17 protein-coding genes and 1 tRNA gene are annotated in these 19531 nt (G+C 61.8%); 12 read left to right on the top strand and 6 right to left on the bottom strand.

Translation table 11 applies throughout. The features are described 5' to 3' along the window. Positions 1 to 123: 123 nt before the first annotated feature. The 3 genes from EV286_RS18060 to EV286_RS18050 all read left to right on the top strand — a co-directional run bounded on the left by EV286_RS18060 (position 124) and on the right by EV286_RS18050 (position 2921). Positions 124 to 894: a phosphate ABC transporter ATP-binding protein gene (locus EV286_RS18060; protein ID WP_132958557.1), complete on the top strand. Its 771-nt coding sequence runs from the start codon at positions 124 to 126 to the stop codon at positions 892 to 894. Continuing rightward, complete coding sequence (locus EV286_RS18055) at positions 884 to 1726, top strand: ABC transporter permease (protein ID WP_132958556.1); 843 nt, start codon at positions 884 to 886, stop codon at positions 1724 to 1726. The genes EV286_RS18060 and EV286_RS18055 overlap by 11 nt, the downstream gene beginning before the upstream one ends. Before the next feature lie 286 nt (positions 1727 to 2012). Beyond that, positions 2013 to 2921, top strand: a complete 909-nt coding sequence (locus EV286_RS18050; RefSeq protein WP_245500752.1) for an aminoglycoside phosphotransferase family protein — start codon at positions 2013 to 2015, stop codon at positions 2919 to 2921. Between the two features lie 63 nt (positions 2922 to 2984). Here EV286_RS18050 and EV286_RS18045 read toward each other — a convergent pair whose 3' ends face one another. The 3 genes from EV286_RS18045 to EV286_RS18035 all read right to left on the bottom strand — a co-directional run bounded on the left by EV286_RS18045 (position 2985) and on the right by EV286_RS18035 (position 5204). Then, positions 2985 to 4298, bottom strand: coding sequence for a porin (locus EV286_RS18045; protein ID WP_132958555.1), 1314 nt, complete (start codon positions 4296 to 4298; stop codon positions 2985 to 2987). Between the two features lie 123 nt (positions 4299 to 4421). Continuing rightward, the gene (locus tag EV286_RS18040) at positions 4422 to 4721 is read right to left on the bottom strand and encodes a hypothetical protein (protein ID WP_132958554.1); all 300 of its coding nucleotides are present in this window, start codon (positions 4719 to 4721) and stop codon (positions 4422 to 4424) included. Positions 4722 to 5113: 392 nt separating this feature from the next. After that, positions 5114 to 5204 (bottom strand) — tRNA-Ser (locus EV286_RS18035). A gap of 415 nt (positions 5205 to 5619) precedes the next feature. Between EV286_RS18035 and EV286_RS18030 the strand changes: the two genes are divergently transcribed. From EV286_RS18030 to EV286_RS18020, 3 genes are all read left to right on the top strand, one after another. Further along, entirely contained in the window at positions 5620 to 6372 is a 753-nt protein-coding gene (locus tag EV286_RS18030) for an SDR family oxidoreductase (protein WP_132958553.1), read from the top strand. Positions 6373 to 6428: 56 nt separating this feature from the next. Further along, positions 6429 to 6842 carry a cupin domain-containing protein gene (locus EV286_RS18025; protein WP_132958552.1) on the top strand — a complete coding sequence of 138 codons (414 nt, stop codon included), beginning with the start codon at positions 6429 to 6431 and terminating at the stop codon, positions 6840 to 6842. A 66-nt stretch (positions 6843 to 6908) separates the two neighbouring features. Continuing rightward, a complete protein-coding gene (locus tag EV286_RS18020; protein WP_132958551.1) occupies positions 6909 to 8357 on the top strand; it encodes a mechanosensitive ion channel family protein in 1449 nt (482 codons plus the stop codon). A gap of 89 nt (positions 8358 to 8446) precedes the next feature. Here the strand turns inward: EV286_RS18020 and EV286_RS18015 are convergent, their stop codons facing one another. The 3 genes from EV286_RS18015 to EV286_RS18005 all read right to left on the bottom strand — a co-directional run bounded on the left by EV286_RS18015 (position 8447) and on the right by EV286_RS18005 (position 11754). Continuing rightward, complete coding sequence (locus EV286_RS18015) at positions 8447 to 9253, bottom strand: HpcH/HpaI aldolase/citrate lyase family protein (RefSeq protein WP_132958550.1); 807 nt, start codon at positions 9251 to 9253, stop codon at positions 8447 to 8449. A 6-nt stretch (positions 9254 to 9259) separates the two neighbouring features. Further along, the gene (locus tag EV286_RS18010; protein WP_132958549.1) at positions 9260 to 10477 is read right to left on the bottom strand and encodes an FAD-dependent oxidoreductase; all 1218 of its coding nucleotides are present in this window, start codon (positions 10475 to 10477) and stop codon (positions 9260 to 9262) included. Positions 10478 to 10635: 158 nt separating this feature from the next. Further along, on the bottom strand, positions 10636 to 11754 hold the full coding sequence (locus EV286_RS18005) for a Gfo/Idh/MocA family oxidoreductase (RefSeq protein ID WP_132958548.1): 1119 nt from the start codon (positions 11752 to 11754) through the stop codon (positions 10636 to 10638). Between the two features lie 224 nt (positions 11755 to 11978). Here EV286_RS18005 and EV286_RS18000 point away from each other — a divergent pair, with 224 nt between their 5' ends. The 6 genes from EV286_RS18000 to EV286_RS17975 all read left to right on the top strand — a co-directional run. Further along, a complete protein-coding gene (locus EV286_RS18000; RefSeq protein WP_132958547.1) occupies positions 11979 to 12854 on the top strand; it encodes a MurR/RpiR family transcriptional regulator in 876 nt (291 codons plus the stop codon). A 187-nt stretch (positions 12855 to 13041) separates the two neighbouring features. Beyond that, a complete protein-coding gene (gene iolC, locus EV286_RS17995; protein WP_132958546.1) occupies positions 13042 to 14976 on the top strand; it encodes a 5-dehydro-2-deoxygluconokinase in 1935 nt (644 codons plus the stop codon). Between the two features lie 24 nt (positions 14977 to 15000). Beyond that, positions 15001 to 16851 carry a 3D-(3,5/4)-trihydroxycyclohexane-1,2-dione acylhydrolase (decyclizing) gene (iolD, locus tag EV286_RS17990; protein WP_132958545.1) on the top strand — a complete coding sequence of 617 codons (1851 nt, stop codon included), beginning with the start codon at positions 15001 to 15003 and terminating at the stop codon, positions 16849 to 16851. A 69-nt stretch (positions 16852 to 16920) separates the two neighbouring features. Next, positions 16921 to 17838 carry a myo-inosose-2 dehydratase gene (gene iolE / locus EV286_RS17985; protein WP_132958544.1) on the top strand — a complete coding sequence of 306 codons (918 nt, stop codon included), beginning with the start codon at positions 16921 to 16923 and terminating at the stop codon, positions 17836 to 17838. 108 nt (positions 17839 to 17946) lie between these two features. Next, on the top strand, positions 17947 to 18744 hold the full coding sequence (gene iolB / locus EV286_RS17980) for a 5-deoxy-glucuronate isomerase (protein ID WP_132958543.1): 798 nt from the start codon (positions 17947 to 17949) through the stop codon (positions 18742 to 18744). A 161-nt stretch (positions 18745 to 18905) separates the two neighbouring features. Continuing rightward, the coding region (locus tag EV286_RS17975) for a dihydroxy-acid dehydratase (RefSeq protein WP_207909876.1) at positions 18906 to 19531 on the top strand (626 nt) is incomplete at its 3' end.

The following is a 19531-nucleotide window of genomic DNA, read 5'->3' as shown; positions in this document are numbered from 1 at the left end:
TCGCTCGCCGGCCTGCCTCGTGGCATGCCGTTTAGGGCGTTTGCCTACAAGCTCCGCGTCGCCGGATGACATAGATCGGCAAGAGATTGCCGATGATGGGATCCTGAGCGAGTGGAGAGACAAATGGCGACTGCGCCACCGGAAACACAGCCAGCCAACGCTTCGTCGCTCCGCGATGAGCCTGCGGCCGGCAACGTGCGGCCACAGGCGGTAACGCCGGAGACCTACCTCGACCTGCAGAAGCTGACGCGGAAGGTCGATGGACGCATCCTTGTAGACGATGTCAGCTTCAAGGTTGCCAAGGCCGAGATACTCGCGATCATCGGGCCAAGCGGAGCCGGAAAATCATCGCTTCTGCGCCTGATCAACCGGCTGGACGAGCCGACCAGCGGGACGGTGCTGCTGAGGGGTTCCGACTATCGCCAGATCCCTCCGACCACGCTGCGCCGTCGCGTTGGAATGGTGATGCAGAGCGCCTTCCTGTTCCCCGGAACCGTTGCGTCCAACCTCTCCTTCGGTCCGGCACAGCGCAAGGAGGAATTCGCAGCGGACCAGATCGAGGCGCTGCTCGCTCAAGTCGGTCTCGGTGGATATGGCGATCACGACGTTGCGACGCTGTCTGGAGGAGAAGCGCAGCGTGTTTCCCTGGCTCGCGTTCTTGCCAACCGACCGGACGTCCTGCTGCTGGACGAGCCGACCTCCGCTCTCGATGAACAGTCCACCCGCGAGGTCGAGCAGCTCGTCACGAAAATCAGTGATCAACGCCAGATGCCGTGCGTGATCGTGACACATAACTCGAGCCAGGCGGCGCGGATCGCTCACCGCGCCATGTACCTGGCAAAGGGAAGATTGGTCGCCATCGGGCTTGCCAAGGAGATCGTCGATGCCTACTGATCTTTTCACCGGCCAGGTCCTCCTCGGCTTCGCACAGGCGGCTGCTGCCATTGTTCTCTGTCTCGCCGTCGCGGCCCTCTGCCTTCATTTCCAGGTGCGCGTTGGAAGAGAAGCGGCCGTTTCCCTTCTGCGCGGTCTGGTGCAGATGTCGTTTGTCGGCGTGGTGCTCGGGCTCTTACTGAAGGGCAATCTGCTCATCGGCATGCTCATTCTCCTCGGCATGGTCGCCGCTGCCGCCGCGACCGCCTCGCGACGCTTCGCCGAGCTGCCGTATGCGTTTCAAATTTCGCTGTATTCGATCGGCGCGGGCGCAGGCACGGTCATCGTATTCATGCTGTTCACGAAGTCGCTCGACACAAACATCGCCGTTCTCGTGCCCGTCGGCAGCATGATCATCGCCAACTGCATGAATGCCTGCGCGCAGGCGATGGAGCGTTTCAAGGCCGACGTTCTTGCCCATGTCGGACAGATCGAAGCCGCACTCTGTCTCGGAGCCGAGCCGGCCGTCAGCGTCGCCCCTTATGTCCAGACCTCAGTCTATGCCAGCCTGCTGCCGCGACTGGACATGCTGAAATCGCTCGGCCTGGTGTGGATACCCGGCGTGATGGCGGGAATGATGGTTTCGGGCGCCAGTCCGTTATATGCCGGCCTCTATCAGTTCGTGGTCGTGGCGATGATCCTCGCCGCATCGGGAATATCCGGGATGGGCGTGACCACCTTGATGCGCAGACGCGCATTCTCGGCCGCCGGGCAATTGCTCCTGCGCCCCAGCATCGCCACCGCACCTGCCCCTCGGCCTTTCCTGTCCTGGTTTGCTCAACGGGCAGGTTAGCATCCGCAAAGTGTATGCACTTTGATTGCCGTCATGAAGCGAGAGGCGGTTTGATCCGGCCCTCGCCCGCGCGGTCTTGCCGGCGACCGAGCGATTTTGATGATGGCTTCGCGCGCCAACTCCGGATCTTTGCAATCGGTGTGAGCACAGCGACCGTTTCTGGTGGCAAAGAAGCAAAGCTCGTGACCATACTTTGGGCCGCTGGCGGAAATGGTCCACAACGAAGATGACAACCCAACTCGACATTGAGACCGTTCAACGGCTCGTTCAAAGCCTTGACCCTACCTTGGTCGCCAGCGGCTTCGGTCGCCTCCAGGGCGGCAGCACCGAGGTCTACGGGATCGATATCGCAGGTTCCGGTCGCGGTCCGCTGGTCCTGAAGATTTATCCGGACGAGCCAGAATGGGGACCGTCGAAGGAGAGACTCGTGGCGGGCTGGCTGAAGGGACTGACGCCGCCCGTTCCTGAGTGGTTGCGGGTCGACGAGTCACGCGCTGTCCTGCCCCAGCGCATTGCATTGCTGACGCTGTTGCCCGGTCGCTCGCTCCGCCACTGGATGGCCGAGCCAGATATCGACCACGCCTATCGCCAAATGGGCGAGCTTCTCAGACGTGTGCACGATGTGCCAATGCCCGCATATGGCTACGTGCGCGGCCATGGCATCGATAGGCCGAGATCCTCAAACGCGGACTATATGACGGCGGCGTTCGAAGATGTATTTCGGCGTTTCCGCGATCTTGGCGGCGACACGGACCTGGGGCGCAACTTGCAGCGCCTCGCAGAGGGAAGCTTCCATCTGCTCAATGAAAGCCATGGTCCCGTGCTCTGCCACGACGACTTCCATCAGGGCAATGTACTCGCGGCGCGCGATGCGGGCGGACTCCACCTGAGTGGGCTTATCGATTTCGGAAACGCACGCGCAGCGGACAGGCTCTTCGACCTGGCCAAGGCCCTGTTCTGTTCTTCGCACGAAGACCCGCGAAGCCGTCAGCCCATTCTTGAGGGCTACGGCGAGGTCGATCACCCGGATACAGGGCGAGCGCTTTGGCTCTACACCCTTTTCCATCGGATCAGCATGTGGTGCTGGCTGACCAAGCTGGGCATGGATGCCGCCAGTGAGGATGGGCCTGGCGGACTTATCCGAGATCTGCGCGAGATGAGTTTTCCTCGATTGAACCGCGCGGATTGCCCGTGAAATTGCGGCCGGTTTGGCCGGAAGCGGCCATTCAACCCCGTCTGCGAGAAGGTCGAGGCGTTCTCAAAACGCGACCTGCAACCGCATCTGGAAGATATCCGCGTTTCCGTCGTCACCGCCCAGGCTGCCGGCCGTCGGGTCGGCCCATGCGTGGACGTAGTTCGCCATCACGCGGGCGAAAGGCTCAGGATACCAGTTCAGGCCCAGCGTGACGTCTTGCTGGAAGCCTCCCTGAATATCGTGGCTATCGAGGTCGATGGCGGAGTAGCGGGCGACGGCTTCGAATACCCCTGTCCCGCCTTGTGTCACCCGCTGGTCCTTGCTGGGCTGCACACGCTTGAATATGCCGATCTCGGTCGCCGTATCGGCCTGCAGCACGTAGGGCGCTGCATTGCCGTTGATGACCCAGCCTCCCTGTACATATCCCCCCTGGAAGAAGGCGTCGGGTTTCGTGTCCCGATCGACCTGGGTTGCGATGTATTCGCTCTGAATTCGGAAGGGACCGTTTGCCCAGGCGAACTCCAGTCCCAGGCGGCCGATCGAGTTCGCATCCTTGATGTTGCCAGTCTTGACGAGATCGGCATCGAAAAGAAAGCTTTCCGGCGTGGTCGAGAACGAAGCGCCGACATCGTTGGCGAGCGAGTGATAGTTGGCGGAAACACCGAAGTGGACAACCTCGTGGCTGGTCAGGATCGGTGCATAGGTCGCACGGATCGTCCCCTCGATGCCGACACCGTCGACGCTGTGGTTTATGTTGCCTCCGAAGACGCCCCCGGCAAGTGTCCAATTGTCGCCATGCGTGCCGATGGCTGCACCCGTGTTACGCCCTGCGGGCCCGGACGCAAAGGCGGTGGGAAGCGAGCGCTCCATGAACATGATGTCATTGTTGGCCGTGAGCACATCGAGGCTGAATGGCTCCTTGAAATTACCGAGCGTGATGGTGAATGCAGAAAAGCCCTTGTAGGTCGCGATCAGGTTGTCGACTGGAGTCGTGTCGCTGCTGAAGTCGTACTGCAGGGCGAAGATCAGGTCGTCATAGATCGTCAGTTTCGGCTCGAGCCAAGCCCGCCGAATAGCGGCATGCTTGGGAAACTCGTCCGTCACCGCCGAGCTGCCTCCAGACCCAAAATCACCTTGCAGACGACCACCGAGGTGTAATTTGATGCCGCCGTCAGGAGATTGCACGGTGAAACCGTGGTCGTCGACCGTCACCAGACGGTCCCCCTTTTTCGCCTGAGTGGCTTCCTGTGCAATTGCCGGACTGCCCAAGATCGAAATGGCGGCGCTGGCCCACAGCGCCCGCGAAAGGCAATGAGCTTTTCTCACAACTCCCCCGTCGGCTCGTGTTCTGAAAGCGACTTCATCATCACAATACATTGATTCGATCAATGCTGCCCATTTGGGTGTCAGACAATAAGGCGATTGATTGGGTGTCGAGGGTTCGAAGGCAAGAAGCCCGGCCGGCTCGCTTGCTCGACCGGGCGGAAATATGGAAGTCCGCTACTTTGTGGCGTGGATGATTATCTTTCCCATGGATACCCTAGGTGGATCGACGCCAATGTGTGCCGCGTTCTTTGCGATCCAGTCCTTCGCCATGCGTACACTCTCGTCGATGCCTACCTTGTCCTGACAGACCGTCATCGACAGCCCGCCGTCACTTTCACTACTCCGGGCGAGCGTATAGCTCACAAACCCTTTCGTTTGGCGCAAAAGCTTCTCAACCTCGTCCTTGCGCTCCTCCAGCAATGAAAACAGCTCCTTCGAGCCCTTACCTGTGTAAGTTCTCACAACGACGTCCATGATGGATTCCCCCGTCTGTGCGTAGGCATTCAATGCATCTTGGCGAGCATCGATCCAAGCCGACGGCCCCGGTCCTGCTGACCAACCTGCCTAGCATTCCCTTTATAACCCATTCATGGATCGGCCACGAGTTGAAGTTGGCGCGGTCACCCGGCAATCGGCCTTCCGACCGACGGGCTGAAATGTGCAAGCCACCCGAGTCGGCGGGCTCGCAGGCTTCTTCCGCCCCGGTGCGTTCTGGACTTGCACGTCTGTCGGAATTTTCAGCCCTCTTGGAAATACCCGGTCGCGTGCCTCTTTTTTCAAGGGAATGAGCCGGTGAGACAGCGGGAAAAAAACGCTGACTTTATAAATAGCCGCAGGCTCTAGCGAGACTGGTATATAAGGGAAGATGGCGGAGAGGAAGGGATTCGAACCCTCGATACGCTTTTGACGTATACTCCCTTAGCAGGGGAGCGCCTTCGACCACTCGGCCACCTCTCCGGTGGGAGCCTGAGTATGTCGCGACGCCTGTGATTGCAAGGATTTTTTGTGATGGCCCGAGAAAAAATGCGGGATGTCGCAAAACGGAAAAGATACGGGAACGAACGCGAACAAAGCCTACTCTCTGCGAGCGTACGGCAAACTTTCCGCAGAGTCTGATCACCCTTCGTTCACCGTCCAAGCAGGCGGTCCCTCCTGCTTGGACGCACAGTTGCTATTCAGGAGCCCCGCTCGTCCTTCTGGCGAGCATCACCGATGAGTTCTGGAATGCCCTACCCCGTGGCGTCCCCTGACCAAATTGGCAGGCGGGACGGAGTCCCTGACGATGCTTGCGGCCGGGTGTATAGTCCAACCCGCACCTTCGCCTGCCCATCGTGTAGCGAGGTGCGAGCAGACGCCATGAATGGAGGAGTTCATGAAAATCGTCATCATTGGCGGAACCGGTCTGATCGGTTCCAAGACGGCCGACCGTTTGCGCAAACACGGTCATGAAGTAATCGCCGCCTCTCCAAACACCGGAGTGAATACGATAACCGGCGAAGGGCTCGCAGCCGCGTTGGCGGGTGCCGAGGTAGTGCTCGATCTCTCAAACTCGCCGTCCTTCGCGGACAAGGACGCGATGGAGTTCTTCGAGACCTCCGGTCGCAATCTGCTTGCGGCCGAAAAGGCCGCCGGCGTGAAGCGCCATATCGCACTTTCCGTCGTAGGCACGGAACGGCTACAGGAAAGCGGCTACTTCCGCGCCAAGCTCGCCCAGGAAAAGTTGATCAAGGCCTCGGGCATCCCCTACACCATCGTGCATTCGACGCAGTTCATGGAATTCGTGAACGGTATCGCGCAATCGGGAACCGTCGGAGATACCGTCACCCTCTCGCCTGCCTATGTGCAGCCGATCGCGTCCGACGACGTGGCCGATGCCATGACCCAGGTCACTCTTTCCGCTCCGGTCAACGGGACGATTGAGATTGCAGGTCCGGAGCGCTTTCGTCTGAGCGACCTTGTCGGCCGCTATCTGAAGGCCAAGGGCGATACACGGCGGGTGGTTGCCGATCGGGAAGCGCGCTATTTTGGCGTTCGGCTCGAGGACGGTTCACTCGTTTCCGATAACAGTCCGCGTCTCGGTCGCATCACCTTCGATGAATGGTTCGCAGTCGCCGAAAGAAAGTAGCGCCTAACCGTGCCGCCGTGCTCGACGGTACTTTCCCCCTCAAATGGAGTTGCAAGATGATCAGGAATTTTTCCATCGCCGTGACTTTGGCCGGCGCATTCTTCGCCTTCGGGGTCCAGGCTTTCGCCGCCGAAAACCGCAAGATCACGGTCGTCTATGACCACGAGCTGCCAACCGTGCCGGGCAAGAGTGTCCGCGGCGTGCTTGTCGAATATGGACCCGGAGGCTCGTCGGAGGCCCATACGCATCCGAGTTCGGCATTTATCTATGCGACCGTTCTGGAGGGCGCGATCCGCAGCCAGGTCAATGACGGCCCGGCCAAGGTTTATCATGCGGGAGAGAACTGGACTGAGGTGCCAGGCGACAAGCATCTCGTAAGCGCCAACGCCAGTGACACCGAGCCGGCGAAACTGCTCGCCGTCTTCATCGTCGACACCAAGGAGAAGGACATTGTCATCCCGATGAAATAAAGAGCGTTGGCCGGGCCCGCAAATCAGGACCCGGCCCCGCTGCCCGGCCTTCAGGAGACACCCGCCATGCAAGATCTGTTTGCCTCGCCACTTTTCCAGATTGTTGCGCTGGGTGTTGCAGGCATCATCGTCTGGCATCTGCAAGGGCGTGGCCGTCCGAACGCACGTCTTGTGGTCCAGATCGCCTTCTTCCTGGCCATGACGGCACTTCTCTTCGGAAACGGCATCTCCCCGTACAAGTTCGAGCCGATGGGGGACGGCGGCGGCATGCTTATCGCGGCCAAACTCCTCTGGTGGGTGCATCTGGCCTGGGCCGTGATCGGCTTTGTCCGCATCTACATTGTCCTCGACGGGCGACCGCGCGAAGCCCGGTTGCTACAGGACCTGATCATCGCGATGGTCTATCTCGGGGTCACGCTCTCGGTCCTGTCCATGTTTGGCTTTGCGATAGGAACCCTCCTTGCGACGTCAGGCGTCATCGCGATCATCCTCGGGCTTGCCCTGCAGAGCACGCTCAACGATGTCTTTTCGGGGCTCGCGCTCACACTGGGACGTCCCTACGGAATCGGTGACTGGATCATACTTTCCGACGGCACCGAGGGACGGGTCGTTGAGAGCAATTGGCGCTCGACCTACATGCTGACAGCGAGCAACAACATCGTCGTGTTGCCGAACAGCTATCTGGCCAAGATCGGACTGACAAATACCAGTCGCCCCGACGAGACGCGCCAAGTGGCCCTGAGCCTTCGCGTCAAGCCGACGCGCACTCCGAACTTCGTCGCAGAGGCGATGCGCCAAGCAATGGTTGGGGCAAACAACATCGTCCATGAGCCCGCGCCCGTCGTCGCGCTGAAGGGCGTCGATGCATTTGCCATCGAAATCGAACTGCAATTCCGCGTCAGACATCCCGCCGCTACTACCATCGCCAGAAACGAGCTTATTGATCTCGTCTACCGGCAGTGCAAGGCGACCGGCATAGATCTCGCCCCGCCGGTGGCCGCCTCCATCGTCCTTGTCGAGAAGCACGACCCAGGTCATGCCTCTCCCGAGACACTGCAGGAGCTCCTCCAATCCAATCCGATCTTTGCGGACGTGGAACAGGATGAACTGCCGACGCTCGAAGCGTCCGCGAGACTGCGGCATTACCGGGCCGGAGACATCCTCCTCGATGGGTTGGATAGTTTGCCGAGCCTCATGGTCGTACGATCGGGAACTGCCGCTGCAGTGTGTGATGGCGGGGAAGTTGTGCGATTTGCACCGGGCGCCATCTTCGGCCGGATCGATGGCGTCCTCCCCCAGGCCACCAGGTATGAAGCTCTGACCGCACTCGAAGCCTATGAGATCGCGGGGCAGACCCTGGCATCGCTGTTGGGTGGTTACCCCCAAATCCAGGACAAGCTTTCCCTGCAGCTTTCCAGCCTCGCGAGCGACCTGTCGGCGACAGGCGGTCACCCCGCGCATGGCAGGCACGTGTCCGACATCCTCCGCACGGTTCACGGCCTGCTAGGTCGATGATTTGGGAAGGGCTTGCGAAGGCCGGCGGCCTTGGTGTGAGTTGCGTTTCGCGCCGAAAGCCTAGACGAGCGAACGTCCGGCGAGCGCACTCAATAGCCGGTTGAGGGTTCGCCGTCCGCAGCGGCGGATCCTTCCTTGTATCGGCGGCTGAGCCTGGCGAGAGCGCTCGAGAATTCGGTCACGTCAGCGCCAACAGCCACGAAGGTAGCACCGAGCGCCATATAGTGTCGGTTCAGCGCCTCGTTGAAGGTCAGAATGCCGGCGGGCTTGCCGGCGGCGCGGATCGTCGCGATTCCCTTCTCTATCGCCGACTGGACTTCGGGGGCTTCGAGATTTCCCGGAAAGCCCATGTCTGCGGCCAGGTCCGACGGGCCGATGAAGATGCCGTCGATGCCTTCCACGGCCGCGATCCTTTCGAGATCGGCCATCGCCGCCCGGCTCTCGGCCTGGACAAGCAGGCAGATCTCGTCGCTCGCCCGCGCGGCATAGTCGGTGATCGTATTGAAGCGCGACGCGCGGGCAATCGCGGCCCCCATCCCGCGGACACCATGCGGCGGATAGCATACGGCCTGCACGAGTTCCGCGGCCTGTTCGGCCGAATCGACCATCGGGATCAGCAGCGTACGGGCGCCGATGTCGAGAAGCTGCTTGATCATCCACTTTTCGCCGACCGGCGCGCGCACCACCACCTCCGATGGCGAAGTCGCCAACGCCTGGAGCTGCTCGAGAATGCTGCGCAGATCATTCGGGCCGTGCTCGCCATCGACGACCAGCCAGTCGAAGCCAGCATGACCGGCGATCTCGGCGGCATAGCCGTTTGCCATGGCAAGCCAGAGACCGATCTGGACACGGTTGTCGCGGAGGGCAGCCTTGAAGCCGTTCGGGGGAAGATGCATCGAATGCTAGCCCAGCAGTTGTTTGAGGTCGGAATTCTGGTCGGCGAGGACGGCCCTGTCGGGATTGATGCCGCTTTCCAGCAGCTTCTTGCCGGTGACATAGGCCTTCGCGTCGTTGATGGCGTCGACCGCGATGAACTGGTGATCCTTGAAATACCAGATGGAGCAGGATCCCTCGCGGGTGCCATGGCGCAGCATCGTCTCGTCGTAGCCGAGGTTGAAGCCGGCGATCTGCAGCTTCACGTCATACTGGTCGGACCAGAACCAGGGGTTCGGATCATAGGCCTCGCTGCCGCCGGCAATGACGGCTGCCACCGCCTCGGCCTGGTCGACGGCGTTTTGCACCGATTCCAGGCGGATGCGGCCACCCTTCCACGGCAGGACCGCACAATCGCCCATGGCGTAGATCGATGGATCGGACGTGCGCCCGAACTCGTCGACCTCGATGCCGTTTGTGACCTCCAGCCCCGCCTCCTTGGCGAGCTGGTCGTTCGGCACCACGCCGATCCCGACGATTACGAAATCCACTTCGAGCGTCGAACCATCGGAAAGCTCCGCGGCGACGACACGACCTTGCCGTCCGACGAGCTGCTTCAGCCCGGTCTTCTCGCGGATGACGACGTCACGGTCCTGATGGATGACGCGCATGATGTCGGCCGTTTCCTTGGCGGCAACGCGCTGCAGGATCCGGTCCGCCATCTCGATCACCGTCACCTCAAGGCCGCGGTGGCGGGCGACAGCGGCCGCTTCAAGGCCGATATAGCCGCCGCCGATGATGAGCACCCGGCGTCCGGCGCGCATTTCGTCGGCCAGCATGTCGGCGTCGCGCTTGTCGCGGGCGACATAGACGCCATCGAGATCACCGCCGATCGTGGCCGGCAGGCGCCGCGGCGTCGAGCCCGTCGTCAAGGCGAGCGTTCCATAGTCAAGCACGCCGCCGTCCTGCGTCAGCAGCTGCTTCGTGTCGCGATGGATCTGCTCGGCCCAGGTCGAAAGCCTGATTTCGACGTCGTTGTCGTGGTACCAATGCTCGGGGCGGAACAGCAGGCGATCGAACTCCATCTCGCCCAGCAGGTATTTCTTGGTGAGCGGCGGCCGCTGATAGGGAAGACATTCTTCCGCGCCGACGATGGTGATAGGCCGGGTGTCCTTCAGTGCGCGAAGCTTCGCGGCGAGCGCGAAACCGGCCTGTCCGGCTCCAACAATGACCAATCTGTCCGTCACGACGACCCTCCAGATCAAACGGGAGGCCGGATGCAAACGCGGCCCGGCTGCTCCTCGCTATGGGCAGGGGTAACGCCTGCTCCATGCCGCGTCAACACCGGCTTACCGGCCGGGCGGTACTGGAAGGCGATCGTGATCGGCGCTCGCGGCAAGATGCCTCAGCCTTCGACCTCCACCCAGCGTCGTTCGCTAAAGGAGCGGGCCATGGCATGCACCGTGCGTTCGATCCGCAGGCCGTCGGTGAAGTCGATCGCCGAGCTGGGCTCCCCGGAGATTGCCCGGATCACCTCCCGGCATTCGATGATTTTCAGATCGTTGAAGCCCAGGCCGTGGCCGGGAGCCGGAATGAAGCGATCGTAGGGTGCGTGGGCCGGTGCGGCGAGGACGCGGCGGAAGCCCGCCTCGGTGTCCCTGCCGCCCGCCTGGTAGAGCTCGAACTCGTTCATGCGCTCCTGATCGTAGAGGATCGATCCCTGGGAGCCGTAGATCTGCAGCGCGATGCGGCCCTTGCGGCCCCAGGCGGCGCGATTGGCCATCAGCACGCCGGAAATGCCGCCACCCAATCGCATCAGCACATTGGCGCCGTCGTGATTCTCGACCGCCCTGCGCCCTCCCTCCTTCAGAGGACGGTCGGCATAGGGCTTCACCATATCGTTGATGACGGCCTCGACGTGGCCGAAGAGGAACCAGAGCAGGGACAGCGGGTGAACGGCGAAGTCGTCGAGCGCACCATAGCCGGCAGCGATCTCGCTCTTCCAGTAGAAGAAGACTTCCGGATCGGCCATGAAGTCTTCGTCCATTTCCACGCGGACGTGGTTGACCGTACCGATCGCTCCCTCGGAGAGAAGCGTCTTGATATGCCGCATCACCGGGTTCTGGATGTAGTTGTATCCCATGATCGCAGCCTTGCCGGAGGCCTTTGCGGCCGCGAGCATCCGCTCGGCATCCGCAAACGTCGGCGCCATCGGCTTTTCGCACCAGACGTGCTTGCCGGCCTCCAGCGCGGCGATTGCCATCGGTGCGTGAAACTGGTTGGGAGTCGTTACCGAGACGACGTCGATCTCCGGATCGGCGATCAATTCGTGCCAGTCGGCAGTCCACTTCTCGAAGCCGAACTCGGAGGCGCGCGAGCGTGCGAGGTCGGGATTGGCCTCCGCAAGATGCACGAGGCGCGGACGTTCGACGTCACCGAACACAGTCTTGACCGCATTCCACGCAAGAGCGTGGCATTTACCCATGTAGCCGGTTCCGATCAGTCCTACGCCCAGAGGCTTCATGTTGGCTCCTCCCAAGTGCTCCACCAGAAGTTTTTGGAATATTTCGACCGTTTTTGCAAGCCGCTCCCGATGCATCGTTTTGTCGCTACGTGCTCGAAATCGGACAAAACCCTTGAATTTCATCAGATTAAAAAAGCATGTTCTCCGATTCCGAAATCGGTTATGCTGGCAAAATATGGAATGTTTATTTCATTGACCGACGATCGCGCCGCGAAAGGCCCAGTATGGACGACGACGTTACGACACGGATGAAAGTACCGCGCGACTTCGAGAGCCTGCGCAGCATCATCATCGAGCGCAAGAGTAACATGCCGAAGCGTCTCGCCCAGGTGGCGGCCTTTGCGCTCAACAATCCCGACGAGATCGCCTTCGGTACCACGGCCAGCATCGCCGCCGCCTCCGACGTGCAGCCTTCGACGCTCGTGCGGCTTGCCCACCACCTCGGCTATGAGGGCTTTTCGGACCTGCAGAGCATCTTCCGCGCGCGCCTTCGCGACCGGACGCTCAGCTATGAGGAAAGGCTCATCACACTGGAGCAGTCGAGCACGGAGGATGAGGATGCCAGTATTCTCTCCGGCTTTATTTCCGCTGCAAGCCAGTCCGTGAACCGCCTCGCCGCGACCATTCAGACCGATGAATTCGTGAAGTCCGTGGATATCCTCGCGGCGGCAGAGACGATCTATCTGATCGCCAAGCGGCGCTCCTATCCGCTGACGGCACACATGACCTATGCCTTTTCCAAGCTCAATATCCGCCATCAGATCGTCGCCTCGCCGAACGGGGTCGATCCGGAACTCGTGCAGTTCGCAACGCCGCGCGACGCGGCAATCGCAGCGAGCTTCTCGCCCTACGCTGCCGAGAGCCTGACCCAGAGCCAGGAACTGGCGGATCGAGGCGTGCCGGTGATCGCGATCACCGATTCGGCCTTCTCCCCGCTTGCCTCCTGCGCGACCCATTGGTTCGAGGTGGCAGAGGCCGATTTCGCCGGCTTCCGTTCGCTTTCGGCGTCGATGGCCCTTATCATGGCTTTTCCCGTCGCAATCGCCGAGCGGCGGCGAAAATTCACCTCGACAAAATCAACAAATGGGAAAATGGAATAAACATTCCGAATTGACAAAATATCGGAACCAATGTTTCATTATGGCCATCACCGCGGTCGCCAGATACATGCAGCCATATTCGATGTCGTGCAGGGGCGGACCGGAAGCACGATAGACCAGAGATTGCGCATGGACCCCGTCCGCCAGGACGAGTAGTTGTGGACCACGCGCCAGACGGGAGGACGTCATGGTAGAAATGAAGCCCGGTTCGCAGCCGGAGACGACACTTGACGTGATCACCATCGGCCGCTCTTCGGTGGACCTCTATGGCCAGCAGATCGGCTCCCGCCTGGAGGATATTACCTCCTTCGCCAAATCAGTCGGCGGCTGCCCCGCCAATATCGCGATCGGCACGGCTCGTCTCGGCCTGAAGTCAGCCCTCATCACCCGTGTCGGTAACGAGCAGATGGGCCGCTTCATCATCGAACAGTCGGCGCGCGAGGGCGTCGAGACCAAAGGCATCAAGACCGACAAGGAGCGGTTGACGGCGCTCGTGCTCCTCGCCGTGGAGGCCGAAGGCGTCTCGCCGATGATTTTCTACCGCTCGGATTGCGCCGACATGGCGCTCGACGAGGGTGACATCGACGAGAACTTCATCAAGTCGTCGCGCGCAGTGCTCGTTTCCGGAACGCATTTCTCCCGGCCCAACACGGAGGCTGCCCAGCGCAAGGCGATCCGCATCGCCAAGGCGAACGGCCGCAAGGTGATCTTCGACATCGACTACCGGCCGAACCTCTGGGGCCTTGCCGGCCACGCCGAAGGTTTCGAGCGCTACGTGAAGTCGGATCGCGTCTCCTCCAAGATGAAGGAGACGCTGCCGGATTGCGACCTGATCGTCGGTACGGAAGAGGAGATTCTGATCGCCTCCGGCGCCGACGACGTGCTCGGCGCGCTCAAGGAGATCCGCCGTCTCTCGGCGGCAACCATCGTACTGAAGCGTGGTGCGATGGGCTGTATCGTCTATGACGGGCCGATCAGTGACAATCTCGAGGATGGCATCGTCGGCGAAGGTTTCCCGATCGAAGTCTTCAACGTGCTCGGCGCCGGCGATGCCTTCATGTCGGGGCTCCTGCGCGGCTGGCTGAAAGACGAGCCGCTGAAGACCTGCGCCACCTGGGCGAATGCCTGCGGCGCTTTTGCGGTCTCCCGCCTCCTCTGCTCGCCGGAATATCCGACCTGGGCCGAGCTGGACTTCTTCCTGAAACACGGCAGCAAGTACCGCGCGCTGCGCAAGGACGAGGCGATCAACCACATTCACTGGGCCTCCACGCGAAAGGGCGACATCCCGCTTCTGATGGCGCTTGCCATCGACCACCGCTCGCAGCTGACGAGCGTCTGCGACGAACTCGGCGTGGACTACAAGAAGATCGTCGCCTTCAAGCGGCTCGCCGTGGAAGCGGCAGCACAGGTCGCCAATGGCCGCCAGGGCTACGGCATGCTGATCGACGAGCGGTTCGGACGCGACGCATTCTTCGACGCGGCAACAAAGGATTTCACCTGGATCGGACGGCCGGTGGAACTACCGGGCTCGAAGCCGCTGCGTTTCGAGTTCAGCCAGGACATCGGCTCGCAGCTTGTCGAATGGCCGCTCGATCACTGCATCAAATGCCTTTGCTTCTATCACCCCGACGATCCGGCGGAGCTGAAGACCGAGCAGCAGGAAAAGCTGCGCACGCTTTTCGAGGCTGCGCGCAAGGTCGGTCGCGAGCTGCTAATCGAAATCATATCGAGCAAGAACGGCCCCTTGACGGACGACACGGTCTCCACCGCGTTGGAAGAGCTCTATGCGCTCGGCATCAAGCCGGACTGGTGGAAGCTCGAACCCCAGGCATCGACGGCCGCCTGGAAGAAGATCGATGCCGTGATCGCCAAAAATGATCCATGGTGCCGCGGTATAGTGCTTCTTGGCCTGGAAGCGCCGGCCGATGAACTGCTCAGGGGCTTCGAGGCGACGCTGGCTGCGCCGTCGGTCAAGGGCTTCGCCGTCGGCCGCACGATCTTTGCCGATGCGGCGCGTGCCTGGCTTTCGGGCAAGATGGACGACAGGCAAGCGATCGCCGACATGGCCGGCCGCTTCCGGCAACTGACAGAGGCGTGGCTGAAAACGCGCGGCCTCAATTGATAGCTTGAATTTGGGAGGCGCCCGATGGGCAAGACAATCAGACTGACGATGGCGCAGGCCGTCGCGCACTACCTGAAGAAGCAGATGACCGTCATCGACGGCAAGACGGTGCCGATCTTCGGCGGCGTCTGGGCGATCTTCGGCCACGGCAATGTCGCCGGCATGGGCGAAGCGCTCTATCAGGTGCGCGAGGAACTGCCGACCTTCCGCGCCCACAACGAGCAGGGCATGGCGCACGCGGCGGTCGCCTATGCCAAGGCGAGCTTCCGCCAGCGCTTCATGGCGTGCACGACATCGATCGGTCCCGGCGCGCTGAACATGATCACGGCCGCCGGCGTCGCACATGTAAACCGCCTGCCGGTGCTCTTTCTGCCCGGCGACGTCTTCGCCAACCGGGCGCCGGACCCGGTTCTGCAGCAGATCGAGGATTTCGCGGACGGCACGGTATCGGCCAACGACGCCTTCCGCCCGGTCTCGCGCTATTTCGACCGCATCACCCGGCCCGAGCAGATCATGTCGGCGCTCAGGCGCGCCATGCAGGTGCTGACCGATCCCGTCGACTGCGGGCCTGTCACGCTGGCCCTTTGCCAGGACGTGCAGGCTGAGGCCTTCGACTATCCGGAGAGCTTCTTCGAGGAGCGGGTCTGGACGCACCGGCGTCCTCTGCCCGACGCTGACGAGCTGGCGAATGCGGTCGCGCTGATCCGCAAGGCGCAGAACCCGATCATCATCGCCGGCGGCGGCGTGCTCTATTCGCAGGCGACCAAGGAACTGAAGGACTTCGCCGAAGCGCACGGAATTCCCGTCGCCGTCACCCAGGCCGGCAAGTCTGCGATCGACGAAACGCTTCCGCTGGCGCTCGGCTCGATCGGCGTTACCGGTACGTCCGCTTCCAACGCGATTGCAGAGAATGCGGACGTCGTGATTGCGGTCGGCACGCGCTGCCAGGACTTCACGACCGGTTCATGGGCGCTCTTCAAGAACGACAATCTGCAGATGATCGGCCTCAACATCGCCGGCCCCGACGCGATGAAGCATGACAGTCACCCACTGGTGACAGATGCGCGCGAGGGCCTGAAGGCACTGTCGGCCGCCCTTGCCGGCTGGCGCGCGCCGGCATCGCTTGCCGAGCAGGCAACGCGCGAAAAGAAGGTCTGGATGGAGGCGGCGGCCAAGGCGATGGCAACGACCAATGCCGCTCTTCCCTCCGACGCACAGGTCATCGGCGCGGTTTCCCGGACGATCGGCGGAGCGAACACGATCCTCCTCTGCGCCGCAGGCGGCCTTCCGGGCGAGCTGCACAAGCTCTGGCCGGCGACTGCACCGGGCAGTTATCACATGGAATACGGCTTCTCCTGCATGGGCTATGAGATCGCAGGTGGCCTCGGCGCCAAGATGGCGCGGCCAGACAAGGACGTCGTCGTCATGGTCGGCGACGGCTCGTACATGATGATGAATTCCGAGCTGGCGACCTCGGTCATGCTTGGCCTCAAGCTCACGATCGTCGTCCTCGACAATCGCGGCTACGGCTGCATCAACCGGCTGCAGATGGGCACGGGCGGCGCGAACTTCAACAACCTCCTGAAGGACACCCGCCACGAGGTGATGCCGGAGATCGACTTCCGGGCGCATGCCGAGAGCATGGGCGCTGCGGCGGTGAAGGTCTCCTCCATTGCCGAGCTCGAACAGGCGATCGAAGCCTCCAAGAAGAACGACCGGACCTCGGTCATCGTCATCGACACCGATCCGCTGATCACCACCGACGAAGGCGGTCACTGGTGGGATGTTGCCGTGCCGGAGGTCAGCCCCCGCGAGCAGGTCAAGAAGGCGCGCGCCGCCTACGAGAAAGCCCGCGCCGCCCAGCGCATCGGCTGATCGATCGCTGTCTTTTTTCTGGAGGAGCGGTCGCCGCTCCTCCAAACAATGCCTTTAAGGAGAATTTTGATGAAGGCCAAACTCGGCATGTCGCCCATCGCCTGGTGGAACGACGATCTTTCTGAGCTCAGCGACGACGTGTCCCTCGAGGAATGCCTGCGGCAATCGCGCAGCGCGGGCTTTACCGGCATGGAACAGGGTCGCCGCTTCCCCAAGGATCCGAAGGAGATGCTGCCCATCCTGCGCGCCGCCGACGTGACGCTCTGCGGTGGCTGGTTCTCAGGAACCTTGGTCGACGAGGAGCTTGCCGCCAACAAGGACCGCATCGCGCCGATGATCGAGCTGTTCAAGGCAGTCGATGCGCCCTGCATCGTCTACGGCGAGGTCGGCCGCTCCATCCAGGGCGACCGCTCCAAGCCGCTCGCCACCAAGCCGCGCCTCTCGGACGGCGAGATGAAGACCTATGCGCGCCGCGTCACCGAGTTCGGGGAATGGTGCGCCGACCAGGGCATGCCGCTTTCCTATCACCATCACATGGCCGCCGTGGTCGAGACCGAACCGGAGCTCGATGCGTTCATGCGCAACTCCGGCGAAGGCATCCCGCTTCTGCTGGATGCTGGGCATTTGGCGTTCGCCGGCGGCGACGTGTTGCGCGCCATCGACAACCACCACGCCCGCATCAACCACGTTCACGTCAAGGACATCCGCAAGACCGTCGTGGATGGGCTGGACCGGAGCCGGCAATCCTTCCTCGATGCGGTGGCGCTTGGCGCCTTCACCGTGCCGGGCGACGGCTCGCTCGACTTCGGCGCCATCGTCCAGCGCCTGGCCGATCACGGATACGAGGGCTGGTTCGTTGTCGAGGCCGAGCAGGATCCGCGTAAAGCGCCCCCGCAGAAGATGGCCGAGGTCGGCTATGCCGAATTGATGCGGGTCATGACGGCGGCAGGCTATACCGTCGAAACGGAAGGCTTCCCCAAGGGATAGCATGCCGCCGGTAAGAGCGCGTTGACGACTGCGTTTCTTCTGGCCCGAACCCTTCCCGAGAGGTGAGCGGTTCGGGAGAGGAAAGCCAGGACATCAGGGAGAACTATAATGCCAAACCTCAAGGTGAAACCGTCCGGCACGAATGGCCGCGTCACGCATGTCACGGCGGAAAGTGCCGGCTGGGGCTATGTCGGCTTCGATATGTACCGCCTGAAGCCCGGCGAAACGGCCTCGGGCGAGACGGGGACGCGCGAGGTCTGCCTCGTCTGGGTCAGCGGCAAGGGCAAGGCATCTTCGGGAACGCGCGATTTCGGTACGCTCGGCGAACGCATGAGCCCCTTCGACGGCGCGCCGCACGCGCTCTACATTCCAATGGAATCGGCCTGGTCGGTGACAGCGGAAACCGACCTTGAGCTCGCCGTCTGCTCGGCACCGGGCGGCGGCAGCTATGAGGCGAAAGCCATCCCCCCCGGCACGCACCCGCCCCTCACCCGCGGCAAGGGCACGAATGTGCGCTACGTCAACAACATCATGCCGGAGGACGACAGCTCGGCCCACTCGTTGCTCGTCGTCGAGGTCATCACGCCGGGCGGCCATACCTCCTCGTACCCGCCGCACAAGCATGACCAGGATAATCTCCCGAACGAGAGCTTCCTGGAAGAGACCTATTACCATCGCCTGAACCCGCCGCAGGGCTTCGCCTTCCAACGCGTCTACACGGACGACCGCTCGCTCGACGAAAGCATGGCGGTCGAGGACGGCGACGTGACGCTGGTGCCGAAGGGCTACCATCCCTGCGCCGCCTGCCACGGCTACGATCTCTACTATCTCAATGTGATGGCTGGACCGAAGCGCATCTGGAAATTCTACAATGCCCCGGAGCACGAATGGCTGCTGAAGGCATGAGGACGGCGCGCGGCTGCCCCTGAGGCGGCCGCCAGTTCCAAGGGCTATGCCGCTCGCTGGCTCATGCCAGTCCGACGGGCCGCCGAAGGGAAAGCGGCTTCTTGTGATCTATGGTATGACTTCACCTAGTCCCCTCGCTCAACCAAAGCCGGAGCCGTGCGATGCCTTTCAACGATAGGTCAAAGCATATTACCGAGGGCGTGGCACGCTCACCTAATCGCGCCATGTACTACGCGCTCGGTTATGAGAAGGCTGATTTCGAAAAGCCAATGATCGGCATTGCAAATGGGCACTCCACGATCACCCCCTGCAATGCCGGGCTGCAGCCGCTGGCGGATGCGGCTATCGCATCGATCAAGGCCGCAGGTGCAAATCCCCAGGTCTTCGGCACGCCGACGATATCTGATGGTATGTCCATGGGCACCGAGGGCATGAAGTATTCCCTGGTTTCCCGTGAGGTGATCGCAGATTGCATCGAGACTGCGGTCCAGGGGCAATGGATGGACGGAGTGCTTGTCATCGGCGGCTGCGACAAGAATATGCCAGGTGGGATGATCGGCATTCTTCGAGCAAACGTTCCAGCAATCTATGTCTACGGCGGGACGATCAAACCAGGTAGATGGAAAGGGCAAGAGCTGTCCATAGTTTCCTCCTTCGAGGCTGTTGGTGCGTTCATGGCGGGAAACATGAGCGAGGAGGATTTTGTCGGGATCGAACGCAATGCCTGCCCCTCGACGGGTTCGTGCGGCGGAATGTACACGGCGAACACCATGAGTTCGTCGTTCGA

The organism is Rhizobium sp. BK251, from assembly GCF_004345245.1.
Classification (GTDB): domain Bacteria; phylum Pseudomonadota; class Alphaproteobacteria; order Rhizobiales; family Rhizobiaceae; genus Rhizobium.
The sequence above is the reverse complement of the archived record's forward strand: the minus strand, read 5'-3'. Positions and strand labels throughout refer to the sequence as shown.